28 protein-coding genes and 1 pseudogene are annotated in these 26,272 nt (G+C 67.8%); 14 read left to right on the top strand and 15 right to left on the bottom strand.

What is annotated here, in order from left to right; all coding sequences use genetic code 11:
- Both ACZYZ5_RS16855 and ACZYZ5_RS16860 read left to right on the top strand, forming a co-directional pair.
- A pseudogene (locus ACZYZ5_RS16855) lies at positions 1-233 on the top strand (DEAD/DEAH box helicase); the annotation flags it as partial.
- Positions 234-241: 8 nt separating this feature from the next.
- Entirely contained in the window at positions 242-1,111 is an 870-nt protein-coding gene (locus ACZYZ5_RS16860) for a DNA-methyltransferase (RefSeq protein ID WP_463903264.1), read from the top strand.
- An 89-nt stretch (positions 1,112-1,200) separates the two neighbouring features.
- Here the strand turns inward: ACZYZ5_RS16860 and ACZYZ5_RS16865 are convergent, their stop codons facing one another.
- On the bottom strand, positions 1,201-2,046 hold the full coding sequence (locus tag ACZYZ5_RS16865) for a PHP domain-containing protein (RefSeq protein ID WP_463903265.1): 846 nt from the start codon (positions 2,044-2,046) through the stop codon (positions 1,201-1,203).
- Positions 2,047-2,138: 92 nt separating this feature from the next.
- Between ACZYZ5_RS16865 and ACZYZ5_RS16870 the strand changes: the two genes are divergently transcribed.
- On the top strand, positions 2,139-3,722 hold the full coding sequence (locus ACZYZ5_RS16870) for an aminopeptidase P family protein (RefSeq protein ID WP_463903266.1): 1,584 nt from the start codon (positions 2,139-2,141) through the stop codon (positions 3,720-3,722).
- 120 nt (positions 3,723-3,842) lie between these two features.
- Here the strand turns inward: ACZYZ5_RS16870 and ACZYZ5_RS16875 are convergent, their stop codons facing one another.
- Positions 3,843-4,748, bottom strand: coding sequence for a YflT domain-containing protein (locus ACZYZ5_RS16875; RefSeq protein WP_463903267.1), 906 nt, complete (start codon positions 4,746-4,748; stop codon positions 3,843-3,845).
- Positions 4,749-4,825: 77 nt separating this feature from the next.
- Here ACZYZ5_RS16875 and ACZYZ5_RS16880 point away from each other — a divergent pair, with 77 nt between their 5' ends.
- The 3 genes from ACZYZ5_RS16880 to ACZYZ5_RS16890 are packed head-to-tail and all read left to right on the top strand — an operon-like array spanning position 4,826 to position 8,056.
- Entirely contained in the window at positions 4,826-6,109 is a 1,284-nt protein-coding gene (locus ACZYZ5_RS16880) for a magnesium transporter MgtE N-terminal domain-containing protein (protein WP_463903268.1), read from the top strand.
- Complete coding sequence (locus tag ACZYZ5_RS16885; protein WP_463903270.1) at positions 6,102-6,878, top strand: DUF1003 domain-containing protein; 777 nt, start codon at positions 6,102-6,104, stop codon at positions 6,876-6,878. Before ACZYZ5_RS16880 ends, ACZYZ5_RS16885 begins: the two co-directional genes overlap by 8 nt.
- 11 nt (positions 6,879-6,889) lie before the next feature.
- Positions 6,890-8,056 carry an Mrp/NBP35 family ATP-binding protein gene (locus ACZYZ5_RS16890; protein ID WP_463903271.1) on the top strand — a complete coding sequence of 389 codons (1,167 nt, stop codon included), beginning with the start codon at positions 6,890-6,892 and terminating at the stop codon, positions 8,054-8,056.
- Here ACZYZ5_RS16890 and ACZYZ5_RS16895 read toward each other — a convergent pair.
- The 3 genes from ACZYZ5_RS16895 to sigE all read right to left on the bottom strand — a co-directional run bounded on the left by ACZYZ5_RS16895 (position 8,053) and on the right by sigE (position 10,350).
- Positions 8,053-8,448 carry a twin-arginine translocase TatA/TatE family subunit gene (locus tag ACZYZ5_RS16895; RefSeq protein ID WP_463903273.1) on the bottom strand — a complete coding sequence of 132 codons (396 nt, stop codon included), beginning with the start codon at positions 8,446-8,448 and terminating at the stop codon, positions 8,053-8,055. The genes ACZYZ5_RS16890 and ACZYZ5_RS16895 overlap by 4 nt on opposite strands.
- A 154-nt stretch (positions 8,449-8,602) precedes the next feature.
- Entirely contained in the window at positions 8,603-9,709 is a 1,107-nt protein-coding gene (locus ACZYZ5_RS16900) for a hypothetical protein (RefSeq protein WP_463903274.1), read from the bottom strand.
- Positions 9,710-9,717: 8 nt separating this feature from the next.
- Positions 9,718-10,350 carry an RNA polymerase sigma factor SigE gene (sigE, locus tag ACZYZ5_RS16905; protein WP_463903275.1) on the bottom strand — a complete coding sequence of 211 codons (633 nt, stop codon included), beginning with the start codon at positions 10,348-10,350 and terminating at the stop codon, positions 9,718-9,720.
- Between the two features lie 283 nt (positions 10,351-10,633).
- Between sigE and ACZYZ5_RS16910 the strand changes: the two genes are divergently transcribed.
- On the top strand, positions 10,634-11,266 hold the full coding sequence (locus ACZYZ5_RS16910) for an O-methyltransferase (protein WP_463903277.1): 633 nt from the start codon (positions 10,634-10,636) through the stop codon (positions 11,264-11,266).
- 116 nt (positions 11,267-11,382) lie between these two features.
- Here the strand turns inward: ACZYZ5_RS16910 and ACZYZ5_RS16915 are convergent, their stop codons facing one another.
- From ACZYZ5_RS16915 to ACZYZ5_RS16930, 4 genes are all read right to left on the bottom strand, one after another.
- Positions 11,383-11,550 (bottom strand): DUF3117 domain-containing protein, encoded by a 168-nt coding sequence (locus ACZYZ5_RS16915; protein ID WP_160664543.1) that lies wholly within the window; start codon positions 11,548-11,550, stop codon positions 11,383-11,385.
- A 232-nt stretch (positions 11,551-11,782) separates the two neighbouring features.
- Positions 11,783-13,054, bottom strand: coding sequence for a putative hexosyltransferase (locus ACZYZ5_RS16920; RefSeq protein WP_463903359.1), 1,272 nt, complete (start codon positions 13,052-13,054; stop codon positions 11,783-11,785).
- A gap of 95 nt (positions 13,055-13,149) precedes the next feature.
- Positions 13,150-13,512, bottom strand: a complete 363-nt coding sequence (locus ACZYZ5_RS16925; protein WP_463903279.1) for a DivIVA domain-containing protein — start codon at positions 13,510-13,512, stop codon at positions 13,150-13,152.
- 43 nt (positions 13,513-13,555) lie between these two features.
- A complete protein-coding gene (locus ACZYZ5_RS16930) occupies positions 13,556-14,290 on the bottom strand; it encodes an LOG family protein (protein ID WP_463903360.1) in 735 nt (244 codons plus the stop codon).
- 415 nt (positions 14,291-14,705) lie between these two features.
- On the opposite strand from ACZYZ5_RS16930, the gene ACZYZ5_RS16935 reads away from it, so the two are divergent.
- The 4 genes from ACZYZ5_RS16935 (at position 14,706) to ACZYZ5_RS16950 (ending at position 17,981) form a co-directional block, all read left to right on the top strand.
- On the top strand, positions 14,706-15,461 hold the full coding sequence (locus ACZYZ5_RS16935; protein ID WP_463903281.1) for an amino acid ABC transporter ATP-binding protein: 756 nt from the start codon (positions 14,706-14,708) through the stop codon (positions 15,459-15,461).
- Between the two features lie 59 nt (positions 15,462-15,520).
- A complete protein-coding gene (locus ACZYZ5_RS16940) occupies positions 15,521-16,402 on the top strand; it encodes a glutamate ABC transporter substrate-binding protein (protein WP_463903282.1) in 882 nt (293 codons plus the stop codon).
- Between the two features lie 98 nt (positions 16,403-16,500).
- Positions 16,501-17,151, top strand: a complete 651-nt coding sequence (locus ACZYZ5_RS16945) for an amino acid ABC transporter permease (protein ID WP_463903284.1) — start codon at positions 16,501-16,503, stop codon at positions 17,149-17,151.
- Positions 17,148-17,981, top strand: a complete 834-nt coding sequence (locus tag ACZYZ5_RS16950; RefSeq protein WP_463903285.1) for an amino acid ABC transporter permease — start codon at positions 17,148-17,150, stop codon at positions 17,979-17,981. Before ACZYZ5_RS16945 ends, ACZYZ5_RS16950 begins: the two co-directional genes overlap by 4 nt.
- 110 nt (positions 17,982-18,091) lie before the next feature.
- Here ACZYZ5_RS16950 and dapE read toward each other — a convergent pair whose 3' ends face one another.
- Complete coding sequence (dapE, locus tag ACZYZ5_RS16955; protein WP_463903286.1) at positions 18,092-19,246, bottom strand: succinyl-diaminopimelate desuccinylase; 1,155 nt, start codon at positions 19,244-19,246, stop codon at positions 18,092-18,094.
- Between the two features lie 82 nt (positions 19,247-19,328).
- On the opposite strand from dapE, the gene dapD reads away from it, so the two are divergent.
- Together dapD and ACZYZ5_RS16965 are read left to right on the top strand one after the other, a co-directional pair.
- On the top strand, positions 19,329-20,339 hold the full coding sequence (dapD, locus tag ACZYZ5_RS16960; protein ID WP_463903288.1) for a 2,3,4,5-tetrahydropyridine-2,6-dicarboxylate N-succinyltransferase: 1,011 nt from the start codon (positions 19,329-19,331) through the stop codon (positions 20,337-20,339).
- 69 nt (positions 20,340-20,408) lie between these two features.
- Positions 20,409-21,260: a hypothetical protein gene (locus ACZYZ5_RS16965; RefSeq protein ID WP_463903289.1), complete on the top strand. Its 852-nt coding sequence runs from the start codon at positions 20,409-20,411 to the stop codon at positions 21,258-21,260.
- Positions 21,261-21,290: 30 nt separating this feature from the next.
- Here ACZYZ5_RS16965 and ACZYZ5_RS16970 read toward each other — a convergent pair whose 3' ends face one another.
- The 5 genes from ACZYZ5_RS16970 to fdxA form a co-directional block, all read right to left on the bottom strand.
- Entirely contained in the window at positions 21,291-21,902 is a 612-nt protein-coding gene (locus tag ACZYZ5_RS16970; RefSeq protein WP_463903290.1) for a hypothetical protein, read from the bottom strand.
- A gap of 57 nt (positions 21,903-21,959) precedes the next feature.
- Entirely contained in the window at positions 21,960-22,643 is a 684-nt protein-coding gene (locus tag ACZYZ5_RS16975) for a TetR/AcrR family transcriptional regulator (protein ID WP_463903292.1), read from the bottom strand.
- A gap of 187 nt (positions 22,644-22,830) precedes the next feature.
- Entirely contained in the window at positions 22,831-24,114 is a 1,284-nt protein-coding gene (locus ACZYZ5_RS16980) for a citrate synthase (RefSeq protein ID WP_463903293.1), read from the bottom strand.
- Positions 24,115-24,344: 230 nt separating this feature from the next.
- The gene (dapC, locus tag ACZYZ5_RS16985) at positions 24,345-25,493 is read right to left on the bottom strand and encodes a succinyldiaminopimelate transaminase (protein ID WP_463903294.1); all 1,149 of its coding nucleotides are present in this window, start codon (positions 25,491-25,493) and stop codon (positions 24,345-24,347) included.
- Positions 25,494-25,505: 12 nt separating this feature from the next.
- Entirely contained in the window at positions 25,506-25,832 is a 327-nt protein-coding gene (gene fdxA / locus ACZYZ5_RS16990) for a ferredoxin (RefSeq protein ID WP_226762298.1), read from the bottom strand.
- A gap of 168 nt (positions 25,833-26,000) precedes the next feature.
- Between fdxA and ACZYZ5_RS16995 the strand changes: the two genes are divergently transcribed.
- A complete protein-coding gene (locus tag ACZYZ5_RS16995; RefSeq protein ID WP_463903295.1) occupies positions 26,001-26,246 on the top strand; it encodes a putative acetyltransferase in 246 nt (81 codons plus the stop codon).
- Positions 26,247-26,272: the final 26 nt, after the last annotated feature.

Raw genomic sequence — 26,272 nt, forward strand, 5'->3', positions numbered from 1 at the left:
CCAGCGCCGGCAAGGACAGCGGACGCTCCGGCGACCGCCGCCGTCGTCCGGCCGAGGCTGAAACCAGCACCGGCCCCGCCGCCGAGGCACCGGCCCGGTCCGCCGCGGCCGCGCCGACCGAGGTCGACCGCGCCACCCGCGCACGCCGACGCACCCGCACCCGCCGCCACAACGGGGAAGTGGTTGCCGGCGAGGCACAGGCCGGGGCTCCGGCAGGCAGCACCGAGGCCTAAACCCCCTCATGACTAACACCGTCTGGGCGCCGGACGGCAGCAACCTGGTGGTACACGCGGACAACGCCGCGTACCTCCCGACGCTGCCGGACGGCGCCTTCACACTCATTTACGTGGATCCGCCCTTTAACACCGGCCGGGTCCAGAAGCGCCAGGAAACTAAAATGGTGCTCAACACCGGCGGCGACGGCGACCGGGTCGGGTTCAAGGGCCGCTCCTACGACACGATCAAGGGCGCGCTGCACAAGTACGACGATGCGTTCAGCGACTACTGGACCTTCCTGGAACCGCGCCTCGTCGAGGCCTGGCGGCTGCTCGCCGACGACGGCACCCTCTACCTGCACCTGGACTACCGCGAGGTGCACTACGCCAAGGTGATGCTCGACGCGATCTTCGGCCGCGAGTGCTTCCTGAACGAGATCATCTGGGCCTACGACTACGGCGCCCGCGCCAAGTACCGCTGGCCCACGAAGCACGACAATATCCTCGTGTACGTCAAGAACCCGGCGAAATACCACTTCGACAGCGCCGAAGTGGACCGGGAGCCCTACATGGCGCCCGGGCTCGTGACTCCGGCGAAACGGGAGCTCGGCAAGCTGCCCACCGATGTCTGGTGGCACACCATCGTCTCCCCCACCGGCAAGGAAAAGACCGGCTACCCGACGCAGAAGCCCGAGGGGCTGATCCGCCGCGTGGTGGCAGCCTCCAGCCGGCCCGGTGACTGGTGCCTGGACTTCTTCGCCGGCTCCGGTACGCTGGGCGCCGTGGCCGCGAAGCTCGACCGCAGGTTCGTCTGCGTGGACCAGAACCAGCCGGCCGTCGACGTCATGGCCAAGCGGCTCGCCCCGCACGCCGCCTTCACGGTGTTTCCCAGTTAGCCCCATTGCGCTATCACTTGTGGCGGCCATTCCGGCTCGGTAGGGACCAAAGCTGCAAGGTCAACGGCCCGCGCAGGGGATCCGCTCTGTCAGCGCACCACCGGGGTTCCGGTTCCCTGGTCCTCGATCCGGGCAAACACTTCCGGTGAGGTCAGGTTCTCGCCCAGCCGGTTCGGTTTCCCGGCGCCGTGGTAGTCGGAGGACCCCGTGACCAGCAGCCCGTGCCGGTCCGCGAGTTTTTGCAGGAACGCCCTGCCCTCCTCGGGATTGTCGCGGTGGTAGATTTCCAGCCCGGCCAGCCCGGCGTCGATCATTTCCTGGTAGATGCGCTCCCCCACAATCCGTCCGCGGGCGGACGCCACCGGGTGGGCGAACACCGGCACGCCGCCGGCGGCACGGACCAGTTCGACGGCGAATGCCGGGTCCGGCGCGTAGTGCTGCACGTAATAGCGTGAGCGCGAGGTCAGGATGGAAGCGAATGCCTCGGTGCGGTCCGCCACCACGCCCGCGGCGACGAGTGCGTCGGCGATGTGCGGCCGGCCCAGGGTGGCACCCGGCGCCACATGGTGGATGACGTCGTCCCAGCTCAGCGGATAGTCCTCCGCGAGGAGGCTGACCATCCGCTCGGCCCGGGTGAAGCGCGCATCCTTGGCTTTAGTGATTTCCTCCAGCAGCCCGGGGTGCGCCGGGTCGTGCAGGTAGCTGAGGAGGTGCACGCTAATCCCCTCCATCGTCCGGCAGGAAATCTCCATCCCCGGAACCAGCGCTACACCGTGCCCGCGCGCGGCGAGGGCGGCCTCCGCCCAGCCGTCAGTGGAGTCATGGTCGGTCAGGGCGACGACGTCGAGCCCCGCCTCCGCCGCCGAGGCCATCACCGCGCCGGGCGCTTGGGTGCCGTCGGATACATTCGAGTGGGCATGCAGGTCAATCCTCACCTCACCAGCCTAATAGATCGCCGCCGCGGCGCCCGGGATGGACGCCGCCAGCCTGTTGGCCTAAGCCGCTCCGCTGGTGAGACTATGGGACGGTGAAAGATGCAGATAACACCCAAGTCTCCGCTTCCCAGCCCCTCGATGAGCGCGTCAACAACCGCTCCCAGCGGCCCAGCTCCGATGCCTTCAAGGCGTTTATGGCCAGCAACTGGGCCCCGTCCAGCGACCAACTCCCGGAACGCGACGCCGTCGCCGGCCACGCCGCCACCCGCCGGCGCGCCATCTCAGAGCAGTTCAAAGGCGAACGTCTGGTCATTCCCGCCGGCCCGCTGAAGGTCCGCTCGAACGACTGCGACTACCGCTTCCGGCCGCACTCCGGCTTCGCGCACCTCACGGGCCTGGGACTGGACCACGAGCCCGACGCCGTGCTCATCCTGGAACCCGTGGAGGCGGGCAAGGGCGACGACGGCGGCCACCACCACGCGACGCTGTACTTCCGCCCGCTGGCCGGCCGCGACACCGAGCAGTTCTACGCCGACTCCCGGTCCGGCGAATTCTGGATCGGCGCCCGCCCCAGCCTGGCCGAGTTCAACGCCCGTCTGGGCCTGGACACCGCGGACATCAGCGAACTCGAACTGGGCATCACCAAGAACGTGGGCGCCCCGGAAATCGGCGGGATCTCCATCCGGCTGGTGCGGAAGGTCGACGAGAACATCGACGCGCTCGTGGACACCGCCCGTTACAACACCGCCAAGGACCCGGAGAACCTGGACCTGGGCATCCTGGATGCCCTCGACGAGAAGCTCTCCGAGGCCCTCTCCGAACTGCGCCTGCTCAAGGACGAGTGGGAAATTGAGCAGATGAAGACCGCCGTCGCCGCGACGGTGCAGGGCTTCACGGAAGTCGTCAGGGTCCTGCCGCGGGCACTCACCCACCAGCGCGGCGAGCGTGTCGTCGAAGGCGCGTTCTTCGCCCGGGCCCGGGAGGAAGGCAACGAACTCGGCTACGACACCATCGCGGCCTCCGGCAACAACGCCACGGTGCTGCACTGGACCCGGAACACCGGCAAGATCAACGCCGGCGAACTGCTGCTGCTCGACGCCGGGGTCGAGGCGGATTCGCTCTACACCGCGGACATCACCCGCACCCTGCCGGCCACCGGCACCTTCTCCGAGGTCCAGCGCAAGGTCTACGAGGCTGTTCTGGACGCCGCCGACGCCGGTTTTGCCGCCGCCCAGCCCGGCACCCGGTTCCGCGACATCCACACCGCCGCGACCACGGTGCTGGCGGAACGGCTGGCCGCCTGGGGCCTGCTGCCGGTCTCCGTGGAGGAAGCCATCAGCGCCGAGGGCCAGCAGCACCGCCGCTGGATGCCGCACGGCACCAGCCACCACCTCGGCCTCGACGTGCACGACTGCGCCCAGGCCAAGCGCGAACTGTACCTCGACGGCGTCCTCACCCCCGGCATGGTCTTCACGATCGAACCCGGGCTGTACTTCAAGGACGAGGACCTGGCGATCCCGGAGGAATACCGCGGAATCGGCGTCCGCATCGAGGATGACATCCTGATGACCGCAGACGGCCCGGTCAACCTCAGCGCTGCCCTGCCCCGCAAGGCCGACGACGTCGAATCCTGGATGGCGGGAATCTACCAGGAAGCTGACGGCCCGGCGGCGTAAGTCCACGCCCGCCCGGCGGCGTAAAGCCCATGCCCGCCCGGCTTCGCTGGCGCACTGGCGCCGACACGCAGAAGGCCTCCGCCCGGATCGCTCCGGGGCGGAGGCCTTCTGCGTTGCCGGTCAGTGCTGCGAACCGCCCTCATCCGGACCCTGCTTGGGCGTATCGGTGACGCGGACGCCGTACTGCGGGCGGCCGTCCGGCAGGTCCGGGTAGGCGAACCCGGCCGTCTTGGGCGCCTCTTCCGTCTCCGCCGCGGTATGGCCAGGCTCTGCCGGCTGGTGGGCGGGCTGCTGGCCCGCGTCCGGCTCCTGGCCGGGCTGCTGCTGTCCAGCGGGCTGCTGGCCGCCGGCGTCGGGGGCGCGCTGGCCGTACGGGTCGTTCCAGGCCGCGGGGCGCTGCGGGGCGTTGCCCTGCTGGCCCGGCTCCTGGGCTCCCTGCCCGGGACCGGGCTGGTACGGCTGGTGCTGGTAGTCGCGCTGGGAGTAACCGGCCGACCCTGCGGACGCCGAGGCGTCACGCTGGGTCATCGGAAGCTGGTGGAGCAGCCGCCGTGCCTCGTTCGCCGCCTCGAAGGAGACCACGACGTCGTAGTTGGTCGCCACCACCTGGCTCGTGGACGTGAAGTCGCGTTTGCCCTTCTGCATCGCGTACGTGACGATGCCGAACAGCATAAAGAAGGCCGCGCCCATGAGCACGGAGGTCACGATCGAGAAATACCCCGGCGTGGTGGAGAAGAAGGAGAGCATGATGCCCACGAACAGGCCGAACCACATGCCGCTCAGTGCACCCGACAAGGCAACCCGGGGGTAAGTCAGCCTGCCGGTGACCCGCTCCACCATCTTCAGGTCATTGCCGACAATCGAGACCATCTGCACCGGGAACTGCTGGTCCGCGAGGTAGTCCACCGCCTTCTGGGCATCCAGGTAGGAATTGTAGGAACCGACCGTATCGCCCTTGGGGACACTGCGGGCCTCGTCCGGGCCGTTGGGGGCGCCAGACCTGGGAGCACCAAAAATGTTTGACATACGCCTATTCTTACCTATCCGGCTGGGCACCGGCTGTAAATTCAGCTAAAAGAGAGCGGACTCGGTAGCCTGTACAGGTGAGCACAAATCATACGCGGGTGTTTGTCGCGCGCCTCCTCGGACTGGACGTCTTTGACCCACTGGGCGACCGTCTGGGCCGGCTGCGCGACGTCGTCGTGCTCTCCCGCGGAACCCGGGGCGCCCCGCACGTGGTGGGCATCGTCGTCGAGGTTCCCGGGAAGAAGCGCGTTTTCGTGCCGATGACCCGGATCACTTCGATCGACCAGACCCAGATCATCTGCACCGGGCTGGTAAACCTGCGGCGCTTCGAACAGCGCGGCGCGGAAACCCTCGTGGTGGCCGAGATGTTCGACCGCCGTGTGACGCTCGCCGACGGCAGCGGGGACGCCACGATCGAGGACATCGCGATGGACAAGCACCGCTCCGGCGACTGGTTTGTCAGCAAGCTCTTCGTCCGCCGCGGCCATTCCCTCTCCCCGCTGAGCAGGCTGCGCCGCAACGAGACCCTCATCATTGACTGGGCCGACGCGCACCCGGACGCGCGCACCGAACCCCAGGCGGCCACCCAGTTCGTCGCGACCCACGAGGACCTCAATCCTGCGGACTTCGCCGAAGCCCTGCACGAGATGAGCGACAAGCGCCGCTTCGAGGTCGCCAGCGAACTGCAGGACGAACGCCTCGCCGACGTCCTGCAGGAGATGCCCGAAGACGACCAGGTGGAGATCCTCTCCGCCCTCGACGTGAACCGTGCCGCGGACGTGCTGGAGGAAATGGACCCGGACGACGCCGCCGACCTCCTCGCGGAACTGCCCAGCGCCCAGGCCGAACAACTGCTCCAGCTGATGGAACCCGAAGGCGCCGAAGACGTCCGCCGGCTGCTCGAATACGACGAGGACACCGCAGGCGGCTTGATGACCCCGGTCCCGGTTATCCTGCCCCCGGAAGCCACCGTCGCCGAGGCCCTGGCCCATGTCCGCCGTGAAGAGCTCTCCCCCGCGCTGGCGTCGTCGATCTTCATTGCCCGGCCGCCGCTGGAGACGCCGACGGGCCGGTTCCTCGGCGTCGTCCACATCCAGCAGCTGCTGCGCTTCCCGCCGCCCGAGCCGCTGGGCAACCTGGTGGACAAGACCCTGGAGCCGGTGTCAGACCTAGCCCACATCAGCGAGGTGGCCCGCACGCTGGCGACCTACAACCTCAACTCGCTCCCCGTCGTCAACAGCGACGGTCGGCTTGTGGGGGCGGTGACTGTTGACGATGTGCTGGATCATCTGCTGCCCGATGACTGGCGCGCCCACGAGGACGATGTCCCGATAAGGAAGCTTGGAGGCCGCATTGGCTGATAACAGCACACCCCGGAACCCCCACGTCCGGCCGGGCAGCAAATCGGCCAAGGGAAGCCTCGATACACCCCTGAGCGGCCGCCAGCGGATCCTGCCGAAGTTCTCACCCAACCCGGACGCCTTCGGCCAGACCACGGAAGGCTTTGCCCGCTTTATGGGCACGCCGCAGTTCCTGGTCTACATGACCGTCTTTGTCGTCCTCTGGCTCGTCTGGAACACCTTCGCCCCGGTGGAGTGGCAGTTCGACTCCCTGGCCCTCGGCTTCACCCTGCTGACCCTGATGCTCTCGCTGCAGGCCTCCTACGCCGCGCCGCTGCTGCTCCTGGCCCAGAACCGGCAGGACGACCGTGACCGTGTCTCCCTGCAGCAGGACCGCCAGCGTGCGGAACGCAACCTCTCCGACACCGAATACCTGACCCGGGAGCTCGCCTCGCTGCGGATCGCCCTGCGCGAAGTCGCCACCCGCGACTACGTCCGGGCCGAACTGCGCAGCCTGCTTGAGGACATGCTGGAGGCGCAGGAGGAACTGCGCACCCACGATCCTTCCGCCGGCGTCCACGAGACGCCGCGGGACAAGGTCAAGGACAAGCTGAAGGACCGCCGCGACAAGCAGCGCGGCCCGCGGACCCAGCAAATTCCCCGGGTCAAGTCCGAGGGCAGGAACGACCGCAAACCCGCCAGGAAACCCGACACCGCGCCGGACACGCTCCAGGGTGCCGGGCCGGACAACGCCGGTGCACCGGCGCACCCCGCTTCCCCCGAGAACTGAGCCGTCACCGCATGAACTCCAGCCAGGACAGCACCACCCAGGGCATCCCCGCGGCCTCCCCGCTGGACGGGGCCGTGCATGCCGCCCTCGCCACCGTCATCGATCCGGAGCTCCGGCGTCCCATCACGGAGCTCGGCATGGTGGACGCGGTGGAGGTTTCCGACGGCGGCCGGGTGCGGGTCGGGGTGCTGCTGACGATTGCCGGCTGCCCGCTGCGCGGAACCATCACCGCCGACTGTGAGGCGGCGCTGTCCGCCATCCCCGGGGTCACCGGCGTTGAGGTCGACCTGAAGGTGATGACGCAGGCGCAGCGCGATGTGCTCAAGGAGCAGCTGCGCGGCGCCGGCGGGCAGCGCGGGATCCCGTTCAACGCCCCCGGCTCGCTGACCAAGGTCTACGCCGTTGCGAGCGGCAAGGGCGGCGTGGGCAAGTCCTCCGTAACGGTGAACCTCGCCTGTGCGCTGGCCGCCCAGGGGCTGCGCGTGGGGATCGTGGACGCGGACGTCTACGGCTTCTCCGTCCCGGCGCTAATGGGGATCACCCAGACCCCCACCCGCGTGGATGACATGATCCTGCCGCCGGTGGCGTACGGGGTCAAAGTCATCTCGATTGGCATGTTCGTCACCGGCAACCAGCCGGTTGCGTGGCGCGGTCCCATGCTGCACCGCGCCTTGGAGCAGTTCCTCACCGACGTCTACTTCGGCGACCTCGACGCCCTGTTCCTGGACCTTCCGCCCGGTACCGGCGACATCGCCATCTCCGTGGCCCAGCTGCTGCCCAAAGCCCAGATCCTCGTCGTGACGACGCCCCAGACAGCGGCCGCGGATGTGGCCGAGCGGGCGGGCGCCATCGCGACCCAGACCGGCCAGAGCGTCGCCGGCGTCGTGGAAAACATGTCGTACCTGGAAATGCCCGACGGCGGCCGGATGGAACTGTTCGGAAGCGGCGGCGGCGCTGTGCTCGCCGAGCGGCTGTCCGCCACAGTAGGCACGGACGTTCCACTGCTGGGACAGATTCCGCTGGACATCCTGCTGCGGGAGGGCGGCGACGCCGGGATTCCCCTGGTGCTGGGCCGTCCCGAAACACCGGCGGCCGTGGCACTGCTGGACATCGCCGGGAGGCTCGCCTCGGTCCCGCGCGGGCTGAGGGGAAAGTCGCTGGGCCTGCAGCCTCGTTAGGTTGCTTCGGAATCGAAGGGTGCCGGCTCGCCGTCGGGGAGCCGCTCGACGATCCGGGCCGGCCGGCGTTCCGCGGCCGCCGCGGCGGCCGCCGCCACGGTGGCTACCGCCGGGGCACCGGCGCTGACCGGCTTGATGTCGTCGTCCAGCAGCGCTTCCTTGATGATCCGGCGCGGATCGTACTGCCGGGGGTCGTACTTCTTCCAGTCGACTTCATCGATATCGATGCCGACTTCTTCCTTGATCTGCTCCCGCGCGCCTGACGCCATCCGGCGGACTTCCTTGACGATGTTGGCAAGTTTCTGGGTGTATTCGGGCAGCCTGCTGGGACCAATCACCAGAAGGCCGATGATCAGCAGAAGTAAGAATTCCGGTCCATTGATTCCAAGCACTGTAGGAAGATTACCCTCTCAATCGGGACTGGGACGATTCGGCCGTGACACAGGGCTCATACCCGTGGCCGGCGCCGCCGCCGAGGTGAGATTTCGCGCCCATTGCGGAGCAGCCCATGGGCACGAGCTCTCACCTCGGGCCGGCATCGGCCCGTCACGGGGCCAGCAGCTCCATAATCCTGCCCAGTCCGCGCTCCAGCCGCGCGGCGAAATCGCTCCCGGTGCCGTCGGCTGTCTCGACCTGCCCGGATCCGCCGGGGCCGGCCGGCCCCGCTGCCGCGGCACGGGCCCGCACGAGGGCGGCCACGCCGTCGTCGGCCTGCTCGGCCGGCTGGTCCGAGACGTACGTGAAGGTGATGTCGCCCGCCTGGTAGATCGCGGCGAAGGGTGGGGCATGGTGGACCCACAGCGTCCCGCGCCCGGCCCCGGCACCGCCGCCCGCAGCGTGAGACACTGCCGGAACCGCTGCGGCGGTGAAGCCGTCCGACGTCGCCAGGCGGCCCGTGAGCACGTTGACCGGTGCCGGCGGGGCGGTTTGCGGGCTGCCGGAGTGCCCGGGCGCGCCGCTCTCCTGGGCGTCGCTGTCCGGCGCGCCGCTGTGCTGTTCCAGGACGGTCGCGAAACTCCGGCCGTCGGTGAGGCGCAGTTCCAGGATGTCGCCGCCGGCGAGCACCCCGGCCCTTGCCCAGACGAGGTGGTATCCGAGTTCGCGCAGCTCGGGGCAGGTCCAGCCCTCGGAGCGCAGGGAAGCGAGCTGTTCGTCCGTGAGTGCTCCGGCCGGGGTGAAATCGGGTTCGCCGGTGAGGCTCCACCCTGTCGGCGCCCCGGGCCCGGCGTCGACGGCGGCAGCAGCCCCGGAGGCGGCAAGGTCGCGCTGCAGAAAGACGGGGGCGGGTGCTCCGGCGGCCGTCGGGACGCGGTCCCCGCCCATCAGGTAGGCCGATCCGCCGAGCAGCGCGGTGGCGGCTGCCGCGCTCCCGGCGACGAGCACCGCTGCCCGAAGGGCAGGACGGAAACCGCGGGCCGGGCGGAGCCCGCCGGCGACCGGCAGGGCGGCTAGGGGTTCATCGCGGGCCAGATCCGCGGTGCGTGCCAGCAGCCGTGCGGTGAGGTCATCGCTGGCCACGGGCACTTCGGCACCGCGCAGCCGCTCCAGGTACTGGCGTTCCCGGCGCTGCCGAAGCCGGCATTCCGCGCACGAGTCCAGATGCCGGGGCCGCCGTTCGTGCGGGCCCCGGAGCAGTCGTTTCAGCAGACGCATTGCCTGGGTCAGAGGAGACCGGCGATGCGCGGCATCTTCAGCCGCGGCTTCAGCGAGGCCTTGGCGGCCGGCGGCCGCGGGTCGCGGTGTGCGAGCTTCTCCCGCAGCATGGTCCGGCCGCGGTGGATCCTGGAGCGGACCGTGCCGAGCTTGATGCCCAGCGCCTCGGCGACCTCGTCGTAGGACAGGCCTTCAAGGTCGCAGAGGACGACGGCGGCGCGGAAATCCGGGGGAAGTTCTTCCAGGGCGGCCTGCACGTCGACGTCCAGGTTGTTGAACTCGAAGCTCTGCTCGGGCCCGGGTTCGCGTCCAGGCAAACGGGATTCGGCGTCGTCGGCCAGTGCGTCGAAGCGGATCCGGCTCTTGCGCCGCGCCTGGTCCAAAAAGAGGTTGGTGGTGATCCGGTGCAGCCACCCATCGAGCGTTCCCGGCTTGAAGTTCTCCAGCGAACGGAAGACGCGGACGAACACTTCCTGGGTGAGGTCCTCGGCGTCGTACTTGTTGCCGGTGAGCCGGTACGCGAGGCGGTACACCTTCGCGGAGTGGTTGGTCACCACTTCCTCCCAGGTGGGCCGGACCCACTCGGCCTCTGCCGCGGGCTGGGACTCTTCAGTTGCAGGGACAGCTGCCACTATCGACATTGTCCGCTCCCCTCGTGGATGGTGCTTACGCCGTGGACGGTGCTTGCGGCTGCAAGCTCCTGCATCCTTTGATTCGGCGCCGATCACCTCGCGGATGAGCGGATATCCATCATTTCAAATCAAGCTGGGAATTACCTGACGCCGGCGGGCCTTCCGCCCACGGCAGAACCGGCCGCCGGGGCCGCAGTGTGACCGCCGCAGCGGGGGCGCCTCCCGGCGGGATACCACCTGACACAGTACGCTGGAGGGAACAATCCCCCCTGCCGCCCAGAAAGCGAAATCCATGAGCGCCGATAAGTCCACGAGCTGGTCCTACGCAGAAGATCTGCCTGCCGAGGATGAGGTCCTGTTGCACGCGCGCGAACGGTCCTTCGAACTGGGCGTCACCCCCGTCGGCCCGGGCGTGGGAGCCGTCCTGACCGTCCTGGCCGCCGCCTCAAAAGCCCAGACAGCTGTCGAAATCGGCACCGGCGCGGGCGTCTCCGGCGTCTGCATCCTGCGCGGCCTGGGTCGGCAGGCCGTACTGACCACCATCGACGTCGACGTCGAACACCTCAAAGCCGCACGGGAAGCGTTCCAGGAAGCCGGCAGCCCGGCCAACCGCACGCGGACCATTTCCGGCCGGGCCCGCGACGTCCTCCCCCGGCTGACCGACGCCGCCTACGACCTGGTCTTCATCGACGCCGACAAGCCGAACTACCCCGGCTACGTGGAGCAGGCCATCCGCCTGCTCAAGTCCGGCGGGCTGCTGATCGTCAACGATGCGCTGGACAAGGACCGCGTCGCCAACCCGGCCGCACGGGACGCCACCACCGTGATCCTGCGCCAGGTGGGCAGGGCCATCCGCGACGACGACCGCCTCGCCTCGGCGATGCTGCCCACCGGCGACGGCCTGCTGGTCGCCGTCAAGAAGTAGCCGACTGGAACTCACGGTCGAGGGCGGCGGGCAACTCCGCCGCAGGACAGCGAAAGCGGGCGGGGTCCGCAGCCATCCGGCTGCGTACCCCGCCCGCTGTCATGAGTTCGGTGACGCTATTCGGTAACGCCGACGAGGCATTCCTTCAGGTTGGCAGCTTCGGCGGAATTGAGTTCGACCACGAGCCGTCCGCCGCCTTCGAGCGGAACACGCATGATCAAGCTGCGTCCTTCTTTGGTAACTTCCATCGGGCCGTCGCCGGTGCGTGGTTTCATTGCCGCCATAAGGAATATCCCCTCCATTAGTCCAGTGACATAGCAGCCCGACCGGGCTGCGTCCGCTTAGTCAATCAAGCTGCCCGGCGGCCGTGATGGATGCCATCAGGGCCATAAACTCAGTTTGCTTCTTGTCCTTGCTTACCAACTATTATCGCGTAACAACGCGGCTGTAGCTAATCGTTGGACTTTCCGGCTCGCCGCGTCGCGCCGGGCCGGCAGCCGCCAAAGGTGCCGTGCGTCACGGCGGATAGTCCCCGCCGCCGGGCAGCGGAGCCCAGGCCCACAGCCACACGATCCAGACAATCTGCAGCAGCACGAACATGACCACCACCGTGCCGCGGTACGCGCGGGACCGGGAGATGAGGGCCGCGGCAAGGGCCAGCGGGAACAGCGGAAGCAGCATCCGGAAAGTACTCGTCTGCGGGTGCAGGAAAAGCAGCAGGTAGCCTATGTAGCAGGCACACCACAGCCGCAGTTCCGGGCCCAGCGCCCGCACCGGACGGCTCAGCAGGAGCAAGGCGAACAGGGCAACGAACACGAACGGTGCCAGCAGCCCCAGCACCGGCCCGAAGAGCAGGACGCCGGTGTCGAACCAGGGCTTGAACGGCACAAGGTCGTGGCCGCGCCAGACCGTTTCGGTCTTGGTGTAGGCCTCGATATCCCCGGTGACAGCCCAGGCGATCCCCGGCCACATCAGGGCCCCCAGTCCGCTGACCGCCGTCAGACCGGCGAGGGACCAGAGCTGGGTTCCGGTCTGCGGCACGACGGTGTGCGGCACACCGCCCGCCGCCGGGTCCGGGCCTACCCCGCGTGCCGTGCGGCGGGACGCCGAGTAGGCCTGCCACCCCCGGTAGAGGAACAGCAGCCCCGCCATCGCCGCGAACGGCACGCCGGTCGGCCGCGACAGGCACATCAGCACAACGACGGGCAGGGCCCACAGGTAACGGCGTGTCACCACCAGCAGCAGGGCAGAGGCCAGCAGGAGCAGGTTCAGCGCCTCGGCGTAGGGCACCTGGAGCACCGGGGACACCGGAAAGGTGGAAACGAACACCGTTCCCCAGAGCGCGCTCCGGTGCGATGCCTTGTGCCGGAACAGCCGGTAGATGACCAGCGCCGCGCCGAGCCCGCACGCCATAGCGATCAGCGTCAGGCTGAACGCCGGGTGCAGTCCGGTCACCGCGGCGACCACGCGGCCCAGCACCGGAAAGAGGGCATAGAACGCCCAGGCGTTCTCCTGGACGTTCCCGGCACCGTCAGTCGGAAGGACATCCGGATAGCCGTTCAGGAGGATCTCGCCGTACCAGCGGGCGTCCCAGATATTGACGAAGGACCAATAGTCCGGCTTCGCGGGAAACCAGGGGTTCACGCCCTGGTGCAGGGCCGCGGCCATGAAAATGCAGACACTGATGAACCGGGCGGCGACATAGAGGGCGCCCACCTGGACCCACCAGGGCCAGTGCGCCGCCCGGGCGGCCGCCGCTGCGACGCCGCCCCGGGCCGCGGCAGTCAGGTCTAGCAGCCCGGAGCTGCGGGTTCCGTCTGCCGGCTCCTCGCGGCTGTGCGGCTGCACCGCCGCCGGCAGGTGCGCCTTTGGCGGGTCGCTGCTCACGGGGCCTTCTCCGGTCCCCGTCGCCGGCGTCCCAGTTCGGTCCCGAGGTCCGCGATTATCCGGTCCTTGGTGGCGAGCTGGTCCCGCAGGTCGTCCAGCACCTGGTCCACCTGGTCCATCCGGTAGCCCCGCAGGCCGATGGCGAACCGGAGACGGTCGATGTCGGCCGGCTCCGCCTCGGCTGGCAGCAGCACCGGCGGGAGGTTGGCGACCGGCTGGTCGAAGCCGTCATCCAGGGCCCTGCGTTCACCGGCATCGGACCCGCGGCGGCCGCGGAAGAAGCTCGGCGCCCGGCCGGTGCCGAGGAGGAAAGCGGCGCCGACGAGCGCAATCGCCAGGAAGATCAGGAAGAAGCTCACTCCCCCATCGTGCCAGAAGCCGGCGGGTCCGACAGGTGGCCTGTCAGCCCCGCGTGCCGCCGGCGGGTCCGGTGCCGTTCCCGGCGGCGGAGCCGGTGCCGTTGGGGTTCCGGTGCCGGGCGGCGCCTTCGACCACGAGCTCCACGGCGTGTGCCGGATCGTCGACGACCTGCAGCAGGTCCAGGTCCTCCTCGGACATCATGCCCTCGGCCACCAGCGTGTCCTGGATCCACTCCACCATGGGGCTCCAGAACGCTGTTCCGATCAGGACAATCGGGAAGGAGGTGACCTTCCGGGTCTGGACCAGGACCATCGCTTCGAAGAGTTCGTCCAGGGTGCCGAGGCCGCCCGGCAGCACGATGAACCCCTGGGCGTACTTCACGAACATGGTTTTGCGGGCGAAGAAGTAGCGGAAGTTGATGCCCAGGTCCACCCACTGGTTCATCCCCTGTTCGAAGGGCAGTTCGATGCCGAGTCCCACGGACACCCCGTTGCCCTGCACGGCGCCCTTGTTGGCTGCCTCCATCGAGCCGGGACCACCGCCGGTGATCACTGCCAGCCCGGCTTCGGCGAGCTGGCGCCCCACCTCGACGGCGAGTTCATAGTTCGGGCTGCCGGGCAGGGTCCGCGCCGAGCCGAAGACGCTGACCGCCGGGCCCAGGTCGGCAAGCGCACCGAACCCTTCCACGAACTCGCTTTGGATCCTGAGGACACGCCACGGGTCAGTATGGACGAACTGTCCCGGCCCCTTCGTATCCAGCAGGGTCCGGTCGGACATCGTGACCTTGGCGGCTTTGCGCCGCAGCTCCAGCGGACCCTTGTGCCGGATCCCGGCCGGGGCCGGAATGTCGCGGGTTTCGCCGGTGGTCTTTGCGGCGGCCTGTCCGGCTGCCTCTTCGACTGGTTTACCGACAGATTTGCCGGCTGCTTTTCCGGCTGTTTTGCCGGTAGTGGCCGGGGGTCCTTGTTGCTGCGGATCGGTACTCATGCCCACAGGTTAGCGCGGATACGCGCCCGCGCCAGTCCGGCACGGCCCGGACATGCCGGCGCCCGTGCAGGAGGCCGTGGCCGGCCCCGGACACTACCCGAGGACACCGGTGGCAGGCTGACCTGCAGGTATCTCTTGAATCACGATCTGTAGGAAGTGGGAGTGATTGCGGTCATATTCGGCGGATGTTCGCTAGATTCTTCTTATGACTACTCAAGTGCCCGGCGATGCCCTCGTCTCCCTGAATGCCGTCAATAAGCACTACGGCGAGTTGCACGTCCTGAAGGACATCAACCTGAATGTCCGCAAGGGCGAGGTTGTAGTCGTCATCGGACCATCGGGTTCCGGCAAGTCAACGCTTTGCCGTGCCATCAACCGCCTCGAGACCATCGACGACGGCGTGATCAAGATCGATGGAAAGGTGCTGCCCGCCGAGGGCAAGGAACTCGCCAAGCTGCGCGCCGACGTCGGGATGGTCTTCCAGTCTTTCAACCTCTTTGCCCACAAGACGATTCTTGAGAACGTCACACTCGGCCCGATCAAGGTCAAGGGCCTCTCGAAGACCGAGGCCGACAAGGACGCCATGGCCCTGCTGGAGCGCGTCGGCGTCGGGCACCAGGCGCCCAAGCTTCCGGCCCAGCTCTCCGGCGGCCAGCAGCAGCGCGTCGCGATCGCCCGCGCCCTGGCCATGAAGCCGAAGGTCATGCTTTTCGATGAGCCGACCTCCGCCCTGGACCCGGAAATGATCAACGAAGTCCTCGACGTCATGATCCAGCTGGCCAAGGAGGGCATGACCATGATTGTGGTCACCCACGAAATGGGCTTCGCCCGCAAGGCCGCGCACCGCGTGGTGTTCATGGACGGCGGCCAGATCGTCGAGGACGACACCCCGGAAGAGTTCTTCACCAATCCCAAGAGCAGCCGCGCCAAGGACTTCCTCTCCAAACTTCTGACCCACTGAGTTCCCTCCGAGTTCGCACCCTGGCCGCCGCAAGGCGGCCTTCCAATGAAAGGTAAGTCATGATGGCATTTTTGACCCGAAGGAAATCCCTTCTGGTTGCCGCGTCCGCAGCTCTGGCCCTCAGCCTGAGCGCCTGCGGCGGCAGCACCTCCTCTTCCAACCCGCCCGTGGCCGAGAAGCCGAGCTTCGCTGCCGATTCAACCATGGCCAAGCTGTCATCCGCCGACAAGATCATCATCGGCACCAAGTTCGACCAGCCGCTGTTCGGCCAGAAGGGCCTCGACGGCAAGCCCATCGGGTTCGACGTCGAGATGGGCAAGCTGATCGCCGCCAAGCTGGGCATCGCCGCCGACAAGATCGAGTGGGTCGAGACGGTCTCCGCCAACCGCGAGCAGTTCATCAAGCAGGGCAAGGTCGACCTCATCGTCGCCACCTACACGATCAACGACAAGCGCAAGACCGAAGTTGACTTCGCCGGCCCGTACTACGAGGCCGGCCAGGCGCTGATGGTCAACAAGGACAACACGTCCATCACCAAGCCCGAAGACGTCAAGGGCAAGAACGTCTGCTCAGTGACCGGCTCCACTCCGGCCGCCACGATCGTCGAGAAGTATGGAGCGGTCCTCGTCCCGGCTGCCACGTATTCCGCTTGCCTCGAGCCGCTGCGCAACAAGCAGGTTGAAGCGATCACCACCGACAACGTCATCCTGGCCGGTTTCGTGGCCAAGGAGCCGGACGCCTTCAAGCTGGCCTCGGACGAGACCTTCACCAAGGAGCCCTACGGTATCGGCCTGAAGAAGGACGACACCGCCTTCCGCATGTGGATCAACGACCAGCTGGAAGCCTTCGACAAGGACGGTTCCTACAAGAAGGCCTGGGAAGACACCGCCGGAACGGTCATCAAGACCGCTCCCGCCCTTCCCACGATCGACCGCTACTAGCCCGGCGTGGCGGTTGCCGGTGCACGCGCCCGACGCGGCTCCGGTAACCGCCATTCCCGTCTCCCGCTCCACTTACCTCAAGGCAGCCTAAGGAACCTATGGACGTCATCATTGATAACCTTCCCGCTTATGTGGACGGTTTTCTCAGAACCCTCTTCCTGTCCGTGGTCTCGGGGATCTTCGCATTGATTTTCGGCACCCTGCTCGCAGCAGCCCGTGTCTCGCCCATCACCGCACTGCGCGGCTTCAGCATGACGTATGTGGAGATCGTCCGGAACACCCCGCTGACCATCGCGTTCTTCTTCGCCGCCGTGGTCCTTCCCCGGCTTGGGGTGACGTTCCAGCAGTTCGAGGTTGCCGCCATCATCGCCCTGAGCGCCTACACCTCGGCTTTCATCGCCGAAGCGGTGCGTTCCGGTGTCAACAGCGTCCCGGTGGGCCAGGCCGAAGCCGCCCGCAGCATCGGCATGAAATTCAGCCAGGTCCTCACCCTGATCATCCTGCCGCAGGCCCTGCGCACGGTGATCCCGCCCATGATCAACATCCTCATCGCCCTGGTAAAGAACTCCTCGGTGGCCGGCGCCTTCTACGTCCTGGAGCTTTTTGGCACCGGCCGTCAGCTCGCCAACGCCAACGGCGACGCCGTGCTGTGGGTCCTCGTCGGCGTTGCGTTCTTCTACCTGCTGATAACCGTCCCGCTTGGCTACCTCGCCAACCTGGTTGAACGAAAGGTGGCGATCGCCCGATGACTTCCGTCCTTTACGACGTCCCCGGCCCCAAGGCCCGCCGTGTCTCCCTGATCGGCTCTATCATCGGCGTCGTCGCGATTGCCGGGCTGCTCTGGTGGGCCATCTCCATCCTCGCCCAGCAGGGAATTTTCGAACCCGAACGCTGGGCCGTCTTCCAGATTCCCGAGGTCTGGGTGCTGATCGGCAACGGCATCGTGGCCACCCTCACCGCCGCGGCGGTCGCCGCGGTCATCGCCTTCCCGCTGGGGCTCGTGCTGTGTCTCATGCGCATCTCCGACGTCGCCTGGATCCGCATTCCCACCCGGATCGTGCTGGAATTCCTGCGCGGCATGCCCGTGGTCCTGATGATGTTCTTCGTGCTGCTGGTGTTCGCGACCGGTTCCTTCACCGCCGTCGTCGCCGGCCTGGTGCTGTACAACTCGGCGATCTTCGCGGAGATTATCCGCGCCGGTATCCAGTCCCTGCCGAAGGGCCAGCGTGAAGCCGGCCTCGCGATCGGCCTCACCAGCTTCGCCTCCCGGCGCAGCATCGAACTGCCCCAGGCGATCCGGCGCATGCTGCCGTCCCTCGTGGCGCAGCTCGTGGTGCTGCTGAAGGACACCTCGCTGGGCTACATCGTGTCCTACGAGGAACTGCTGCGCAAAGTGCAGATCATGGCCGACTTCCTCGGCCCGGACTACCTGTTCCCGGTGTTCTTCGTGGCGGCGGCAATCTACATCGCCATCAACTTCTCCGTCTCCCGGCTCGCGATCTGGATCGAGAAGCGCGGTTCCAAGAAGGCTGCCGGCGGCGTCGTGCACGTTCCGGTCGCAGGGATCCCGGTCAAGTAGGTTCCCGGCGGCGCATCCTGCGCCCCCATCAAGGCTGCACCGCACGCCAAAAGGTCCGGAATCCCGCGAGGGGTTCCGGACCTTTTGTGCTGTCAGTTGTATTGCCTGTGTCAGGCCGTGAGCCAGCTCCGCAGGACCCGCAGGCATTCGCGGACCGCGTCGGCCTCGACGTGTTCGTTGTCCTTGTGCGCCAGCAGCGGGTCGCCGGGTCCGAAGTTCACCGCCGGGATGCCCAGTTCGCTGAAGCGCGCGACGTCGGTCCAGCCGTATTTGGGCTTGGGCGCGGCCCCGACAGCGGCGACAAAGGACGCCGCGGCGGGGTGGTTGAGTCCCGGCCGGGCGCCGGCGGCGCTGTCGGTGCGGACGACGTCGAATCCCTCCAGCAGGTCCCGGACATGCTGCTCCGCCTCGTCCGGGGTTTTGTCCGGGGCGAAGCGGTAGTTGATTTCCACGACGCACCGGTCCGGGATGACGTTGCCGGCGGTCCCGCCGTTGACCTTCACGGCGTTGAGGCTTTCCCGGTAGTCCAGGCCGTCCACGGTGATGGTCCGGGGCTCGTAGGCCGCGAGCCGGGCCAGGATCGGCGCGGCGGCGTGGATCGCGTTGCTGCCCATCCAGGCCCGGGCGGAATGCGCGGCTTCGCCGAGCGTGGTCGCTTCGAAGCGGATGGTCCCGTTGCACCCGCCCTCCACGGTCCCGTGCGTGGGTTCGAGCAGGATGGCGAAGTCCCCGCCCAGCAGGTGGCCGTGGTTCCGCACCAGCCGGCCGAGCCCGCTCTTGACGGCTTCAACTTCCTCGTGGTCGTAGAACACGAAGGTGACGTCCTTCTCCGGCTCCGCGCCGCCGTCGAACAGCCCCGCGGCCAGCGCCAGCTGGACCGCGACACCGCCTTTCATGTCGGTGGTACCGCGGCCGTAGAGGATGCCCTCGCCGGGCGACCCCGAGGGCCAGTAGGACGGGACGGTCCCGAGGGATCCCTCCGTGGTCGGCAGGGGCACCGTGTCCAGGTGCCCGGCGAGGATGACCCGTTCGGCGCGGCCGAGGTTGGTGCGGGCAATGATCGAGTCGCCGTCGCGGACCAGCTCCAGCTGCGGGATGGAGCGGAGGGCATGCTCCACGGCGTCGGCCAGTTCCTGCTCCGCACCGGAGACGCTGTAGATGTCGATGAGCCTGGCGGTCAGCAGCGCCACATCCTGGCGGAGGTCCAACCGGGCGGCGGCGTGGGGGCGGGAGTTCGGGCGCGAGTTCAGGTCCGGTGCAGTCACCTCCCCACTTTATCCGCTGTACACCCCCGGTGGGCTGTCACGGGTTTCAGGGACGGCGGGCGCCGTCTATAGACTTGGGGGCATGACTGAAACCGCTTCTTCCGCTGTGCCCGCAGACGCCCGCTCCGCCTATGGTTACGGCGTCGCCACGATCGCCACCGGCAATGGTGACGCCACCGTGCTCGACGTCTGGTTCCCGGCACCGGCGCTCGGCAGCGCAACGGAGAGCCTCCGCGACGTCGCGAACGCGGACCAGTCGCTGCTCGACATCGCCGCGACCGGCGCCGACGCCGACCGCGGCACCGAGCAGAAGGTCGTGTTCGTCCAAATTAACCTCGACGAGGCCCCGGCCGACACCGCCGACGCCTACCTGCGCCTGCACCTGCTCTCGCACCGCCTGGTTCAGCCGAACAGCATCAACCTGGACGGCATCTTCGGCAAGCTCCCCAACGTGGTGTGGACCAACTTCGGGCCCGCCGCCGTCGAGGGTTTCGAACTGACCCGCGCCCGGCTGCGCAAACGCGGCGCCGTCACCGTCTACGGTGTGGACAAGTTCCCGCGCATGGTCGACTACGTCATCCCCTCCGGCGTGCGGATCGCCGACGCCGACCGGGTCCGCCTCGGCGCGCACCTGGCCGAGGGCACCACGGTCATGCACGAGGGCTTCGTCAACTTCAACGCCGGCACCCTGGGCACGTCAATGGTGGAAGGGCGCATCTCCGCCGGGGTGGTCGCCGGTGACGGGTCCGACGTCGGCGGCGGCGCCTCGATCATGGGGACCCTGTCCGGCGGCGGCAAGGAAAAGATCGCCCTGGGCGAGCGTGTCCTGCTGGGCGCCAACTCCGGCGTGGGCATCAGCATCGGCGACGACTCCGTCGTCGAGGCCGGCCTCTACGTCACGGCCGGAACCCGCGTCCGTGTGGTCGGGGCCAAAGACGCCGACGGCGAGGACACCAGCCAGATCGTCAAGGCCGTGGAGCTCTCCGGCGTCCCGAACCTGCTCTTCCGCCGCAACTCCTCCACCGGCGAGGTGGAGGTCCTCCCGCGCAAGGGCCAGACCGTCGAACTCAACGAGGCCCTGCACGCCAACTAAGGTTGGGTGCGGAAAGCCAACCGTTTTAGCAGCATGAACCGGCCCCGGACGGGCCTGAGGAGTAGTTTCGTGGCACGCAGAGGCAGCTTGCGCCGTTGGGTTGTGCTGCTGCTGACCCTGGTCATGGTGGCGGGCGGGGTGTACACCGCGGTGGCGTTCGTGCAACGCTCGGAAGTCCTCATCACCGAACGCTGCACGGCGGCGGGCGGCGGCACCTCGCAGCTTGCCACCGACCAGGCGGCCAATGCCGGACTTATCACGGCCGTCGCCGTCCGCCGCGGACTCCCGGCCCGTGCCGCCAGCATCGCGCTGGCCACGGCCATGCAGGAGTCCAAGATCCGGAATATCGGCCACGGGGACCAGGCCGGCCCTGACTCCCGCGGGCTCTTCCAGCAGCGGCCCTCGCAGGGCTGGGGGACCACGGAACAGGTGATGGACCCGTACCACGCGAGCAACGCCTTCTACGATGCCCTGGTGAAGGTCCCGGGCTACCAGACGCTGGAAATCACCGACGCCGCACAGCGGGTCCAGCGCTCCGCCTACCCGGACGCCTACGCCCAGCACGAGGCGATGGCCCGCGCCTTCGCTTCGTCGCTGACCGGACAGACCGCCGCGGCCCTCGACTGCACGCTGCGCGCCCCCGACGAGGCCGGCGACCCGGCGGCCGTGCTGGAACGCCTCACCTCCGACTTTGGCGCGGTCCCGGCGTCCACGGAGGGCGGCACCCTTGTGCTGGAGGCCGAGGGAGACCGGGCGTGGGCTGTGGCGCAGTGGGCGGTGGCCAACGCCAAGGCCCTCTCCATCACCGAAGTCCAGACGGACGGGCGCAGCTGGACGCGGCAGGACCGCAACGGCTGGCAGGCCTCAGAGGTCCCGGCGGGACAGGTCAGGGTCACCGTCGCCGGGACGCCGACGCAGTAGCGGCACGTCCCCGGGTGGGTCCTGGCGGACTCAGACCAGCAGGTCCACTACCGGCCGCACATAGCTGCGGAACAGTTCCGGCTGGGACAGCAGATCCGAGCTCATAATAATCTTGTCCGGCTCCAGGTACCAGGCCCGCGGCTCGGCCAGCGGCAGCTCGATGATCGTCAAGTTGAAATCATTGGCGGCACGGCCCACCTCCAGCAGCCGGTCGTCCACCATGTCCTGCAGCAGTTGCACCCCGCCGGCGGCTTCACGCTCCGCCTCCACGGCCAGGTACTCACCGCGGCGTTCCCGGGCCCAGGACAGCGCCGCACCGAAATGCGCCTGCAGCACACGCCGAAGGGCCGGGGAATTACTGAACGCACGGAAGCCGGGCGGACCCAGTTCAGGCGACATCTCGGGATGCGCCTTGAGGAGCTGCTCCCACCAGGCTTCCCACTCCGTCTTGAGCGCACTGACTCCGCCCACCTCCGCAATGAGGTGCGTGTGGTCCGCGGGCCGGATCTTCGGTGCCGCGTGGCAGAGTGCCGGGTGCCCCGCGCTGTCCAGGCCGGCGGCGTCGCGAACATACAGTGCAATGAGCATGGGACCCGAAGTGTCCATGGTGATCCGCCAGCCCGGCCCGCCTGTGTGGTGCATCCAATTGCCTCCTTGGCAAGACGTACGTTTCCAGTGTATTCCCCAAGTTAACGCACGTTAATGCCTGCCAGCGTAGCTGCCCAGTCCGTTGAGGTGGGACTCCAATACGTCGCTGCACATCTGCGCGGTCATCCATTCGGGCTGCAGCAGGGCGTGCAATGTGAGCCCGTCCAGGGTGGCCAACAGCCGCTCCGCCTCGGTGACCAGGCGCTGCTGCGCCATCGCTGCATCGGCCCCGTCTCCGTCGTCGCCGGACATGTCGGCTCCGGCCGCGCCGGGCCCGGCTCCGGTGGACAGTTCCATCACGAGCCGCCCGACGATCGCGGCCACGGCACGGTGGCTCCGGTCTGCTTCCGGGGCGAGGAACGGTTTGGTCCTGGCCGCGGCCTTGAACGCCATCCACACGCAGGCGTCGACGGCGCGCTCCTCATCCAGGGGAAGAAACTCACCCAGCAGGGTTAATACACCCTCGTGGTGCTCCGGGGTGCCGGGGTGCGCCTCCGCAAGGCGTTCATCGGCAACCGTCAGCCGGAGGACGATCCGGTCCACGACGACCCCGAAGGAGTGGGCCAGCAGCTCATCGCTGCTGGCGAAGTAGTGCCGGACCGATCCGACCGCCAGTTCCGCCTCGTCCGCGACTTCGCGGAGCGAAGCCCTTTCGAGTCCGTCTGCTGCGACGATCCGGAAGACCGCTTCGACCACTTCTTGGCGCCGCAAAGCGGCGTCGACAAATTTGGGCATTCGTCTTTTTTAGCACGGATGTGCCCGAACGGCAGCGGGCCACACCGTCGGCAGTCCCCCGGGCCGCGCAATGGGCGCCGGCCGCGCGACCGGCCGCGGGACCCAAGCGCCAACGACGCCGGCCGCCCACCCCGTGAGGTGAGCGGCCGGCGTCGTACTTTTTGTTGCTGCTTTTGTTTACCAGGGACTACACGGAAGGGTAGTTGCGCTCCGGCTCACCGATGTAGAGCTGCCGCGGGCGGCCGATCTTGGTGTTGGGGTCTTCGATCATCTCGCGCCACTGCGCGATCCAGCCCGGAAGGCGGCCGATCGCGAAGAGCACGGTGAACATCTTCTCCGGGAAGCCCATGGCCTTGTAGATCAGGCCGGTGTAGAAGTCCACGTTCGGGTAGAGCTTGCGCTGGATGAAGTAGTCATCATTCAGGGCCTTCTCTTCGAGGCGCAGGGCGATCTCCAGGAGTTCGTCGTTGCCGCCGAGCTTCGTGAGGATTTCGTGGGCCGTGGCCTTGACGATCTTGGCGCGCGGGTCGTAATTCTTGTAGACGCGGTGTCCGAAGCCCATGAGACGGACGCCGTCCTCCTTGTTCTTGACCTTTTCCATGTAGTCCTCGGGCTTGGTGCCGTCGGCCTGGATCTGACGCAGCATCTTCAGCACGGCCTCGTTGGCGCCGCCGTGGGCGGGGCCGAAGAGGGCGTTGATGCCGGCGGACACGGAGGCGAAGAGGTTCGCGTTGGAGGAGCCAACCAGCCGGACCGTGGAGGTCGAACAGTTCTGCTCGTGGTCGGCGTGCAGGATGAGGAGCAGGTCCAGTGCCTTGGCGACGACCGGGTCCACCTCATACTGCTCGGCCGGGAGGCCAAAGCTGAGGCGCAGGAAGTTCTCCACGAGGTTGTGGGAATTGTCCGGGTAGAGCATGGGCTGGCCGATGCTCTTCTTCAGGGCGTACGCGGCGATGACCGGCATCTTGGCCAGCAGCCGGTAAGTGGAAACTTCCACCTGCTCGGCGTTGAACGGATCCAGCGAGTCCTGGTAGAACGTGGACAGCGCGGACACGGCCGAGGACAGCACCGGCATGGGGTGGGCGTCGCGCGGGAAGCCGCTGAAGAAGCCCTTGAGCTCTTCGTGCAGCAGGGTGTGGTGGCGGATCCGCTGGTCGAAAGCTTCCAGCTCCGTGGCGCTCGGCAGGTTGCCGTAGATCAGCAGGTAGGAAACTTCCAGGAAGCTGGAGTGCTGCGCCAGCTGCTCGATCGGGTACCCGCGGTACCGCAGGACACCGGCGTCGCCGTCGATGTAGGTGATGGCGGAGGTAGTTGCTGCGGTGTTCATAAAGCCGGGGTCAAAGGCAACGGCACCGGTCTGCTTCAGCAGCTTGGAAACGTCGTAGCCTTCGTTTCCTTCTACAACCTGGATGCGCGGGAGTACAAGCTCGCCGCCGGCATGGCGCAGGGTTGCGCTGGTGGTGTCAGTCATGGAGTCTCCTCATGAGGCGTCGGGGCCTCTGTAGAAAGCTGGTCCAACTTGTGGTGAAGCCGCCCACGGAACCCAGTTTTAGCCACGGATTCCAACAGCTGCGCTGCCTTCTTGTGGAAAGCCACCATTGATAGTCAGTTAAAAACTACCGTCAGTTTCCGGGTGGCACTAATCCAAGGCCATTCGGAACTACCCAAAACGCACCAGTTGTGGCACGTGTCACAGCATTGTTACGCGCCTGCGGCCAGCCGGGAGGCGGCGGCGTCGATCCGCTCGTCGCTTGCCGTCAGCGCGACGCGGACAAATCCGTTGCCGGCTTCGCCGTAGAACACTCCCGGGCCAACGACGATCCCGCGGTCCGCGAGCCGGCCAACCGTGTCCCAGGTGTCCTCGCCCGCGGTGGCCCAGAGGTAGAGTCCGGCCCGGGATTCGTGGATGGTCAGTCCGAACCGCTCCAGCGCCGGGACGATCCGTTCCCGGCGTCCGCGGTACAGGTCCTTCTGCGCCTGGACGTGGGCATCGTCGCCAAGGGCAACCCGCATGGCTTCCTGGACGGGGTAGGGAACGATCATGCCCGCGTGTTTGCGGCTGTTGACCAGGTTCGCCACGATGGCGGGGTCACCGGCGACGAAGGCGGCGCGGTAGCCGGCCAGGTTGGACTGTTTGCTCAGCGAGTACACGGCCAGGAGGCCCTCATGTGAGCCCTCCGCGACCTGCGGGTCCAGGACGCTGGGCACCGAGGAGCCGCCGCGCTGGGGGTCCCATTCGCCCCAGCCCAGTTCGGCGTAGCATTCGTCCGAGGCCACGACGGCACCGAGTTCGCGGGCCTGCCGGACGATTCGGCGCAGCGATTCGGCGTCACGCACGCTGCCGGTGGGGTTCGCCGGGGAGTTGATCCAGACCAGGCGCACCCGGGCACGGGTGGCGGCGTCGAGCTCGTCCAGGTCGTCCGCGGCGATGTGCTCGGCGCCGGCGAACGTGGCGCCGATGTCGTAGGTGGGGTAGGCGACCGTCGGGCGGACGACGACGTCGCCCGGTTTGAGGCCGAGCAGGAACGGGAGCCAGGCCACGAGTTCCTTGGAACCCACGGTGGGCATGATGTCCTGGGGATCGAGCCCGGGGACGCCGCGGCGGCGCGCAAACCACGCCGCGATGGCTTCCCGAAGCCCGGCCGTGCCGTGGACCGTCGGGTAGCCGGGAGCGTTGGCCGCCGCGCGCAGGGCCTCCTGCACGACCGCTGGGGTGGCGTCCACCGGGGTGCCGATGGAGAGGTTCGCGAGTCCCCAGGGGTGCTCGGCGGCGCGGGCCAGATACGGCGCCAGGGCTTCCCACGGGTAGTCGGGCAGGCTGAGGCCGAAGCTGCGCAGCGCAGAAGTCACCGACGCCCCGCCTTAGCTCTCTTGGTTCTGCGGCGGCAGGGCGGCGATCATCGGGTGGTCGGTGTGGGTGTTCCCGACCTTCGCGGCCCCGCCCGGGGACCCCAGATCGTCGAAGAACTCCACGTTGGCCTTGTAGTAATCGGCCCATTCCTCGGGCGTGTCATCCTCGTAGTAGATGGCCTCGACAGGGCAGACCGGCTCGCAGGCCCCGCAGTCCACGCACTCGTCGGGGTGGATGTACAGGGAACGCTCACCCTCGTAAATGCAATCGACGGGGCACTCTTCAATACATGCCTTGTCCTTGACATCTACACACGGCTGCGCGATTACGTACGTCACGTCCCTGGCCTCTCCACGTTGGTTCCGGCGACTGGCCGGATCACTGCCCCCGGCCTGAGCGCCGGGCTGCTGTCTTCTGAGCCTATTATCTCCCAGCCGGTTCCCGCGAACCTAGCCGGGCGTCACACGTGTCCGCACTCTGGAATCCAACCGACCTAGTATGAACGGGTGAGTTCCTCGAAGCCGTCGCCCCAAGAGTTCCTGGCCGCCGCCGAGCCCAGCACCCGGGTGGTGGTCAGGTACCGGATTGAGGGCGGGCTGACGGACGCCCTGGGCGAGCTGGTGGCGCGCACCGAGGACGGCTGCACCATCCGCACCCGGCGCTCCGACGTCGTGATCCCGCTGCCGCTGGTGGTGGCCGCGAAGCAGGTCCCGCCCTCGCCGCCCCGCCGCGCCCCGCGCCAGCAGCACTGACCACCCCGCCCCGCTCCTGCCCCTCC

Source organism: Pseudarthrobacter ribosi (assembly GCF_055412865.1).

Bases quoted from the DNA above. Each gene is read 5' to 3' on its own strand.
- ACZYZ5_RS16875 (WP_463903267.1), bottom strand. From the start codon at position 4,748: ATGTCAAACATTTTTGGTGCTCCCAGGTCTGGCGCCCCCAACGGCCCG.
- ACZYZ5_RS16950 (WP_463903285.1), top strand. From the start codon at position 17,148: ATGACTTCCGTCCTTTACGACGTCCCCGGCCCCAAGGCCCGCCGTGTC.
- ACZYZ5_RS16945 (WP_463903284.1), top strand. From the start codon at position 16,501: ATGGACGTCATCATTGATAACCTTCCCGCTTATGTGGACGGTTTTCTC.
- ACZYZ5_RS16910 (WP_463903277.1), top strand. From the start codon at position 10,634: ATGAGCGCCGATAAGTCCACGAGCTGGTCCTACGCAGAAGATCTGCCT.
- ACZYZ5_RS16975 (WP_463903292.1), bottom strand. From the start codon at position 22,643: ATGCCCAAATTTGTCGACGCCGCTTTGCGGCGCCAAGAAGTGGTCGAA.
- ACZYZ5_RS16890 (WP_463903271.1), top strand. From the start codon at position 6,890: ATGAACTCCAGCCAGGACAGCACCACCCAGGGCATCCCCGCGGCCTCC.
- ACZYZ5_RS16980 (WP_463903293.1), bottom strand. From the start codon at position 24,114: ATGACTGACACCACCAGCGCAACCCTGCGCCATGCCGGCGGCGAGCTT.
- ACZYZ5_RS16970 (WP_463903290.1), bottom strand. From the start codon at position 21,902: ATGCACCACACAGGCGGGCCGGGCTGGCGGATCACCATGGACACTTCG.
- ACZYZ5_RS16860 (WP_463903264.1), top strand. From the start codon at position 242: ATGACTAACACCGTCTGGGCGCCGGACGGCAGCAACCTGGTGGTACAC.
- ACZYZ5_RS16935 (WP_463903281.1), top strand. From the start codon at position 14,706: ATGACTACTCAAGTGCCCGGCGATGCCCTCGTCTCCCTGAATGCCGTC.
- ACZYZ5_RS16900 (WP_463903274.1), bottom strand. From the start codon at position 9,709: ATGCGTCTGCTGAAACGACTGCTCCGGGGCCCGCACGAACGGCGGCCC.
- dapD (WP_463903288.1), top strand. From the start codon at position 19,329: ATGACTGAAACCGCTTCTTCCGCTGTGCCCGCAGACGCCCGCTCCGCC.
- ACZYZ5_RS16915 (WP_160664543.1), bottom strand. From the start codon at position 11,550: ATGGCGGCAATGAAACCACGCACCGGCGACGGCCCGATGGAAGTTACC.
- sigE (WP_463903275.1), bottom strand. From the start codon at position 10,350: ATGTCGATAGTGGCAGCTGTCCCTGCAACTGAAGAGTCCCAGCCCGCG.
- ACZYZ5_RS16930 (WP_463903360.1), bottom strand. From the start codon at position 14,290: ATGTCCGACCGGACCCTGCTGGATACGAAGGGGCCGGGACAGTTCGTC.
- ACZYZ5_RS16940 (WP_463903282.1), top strand. From the start codon at position 15,521: ATGATGGCATTTTTGACCCGAAGGAAATCCCTTCTGGTTGCCGCGTCC.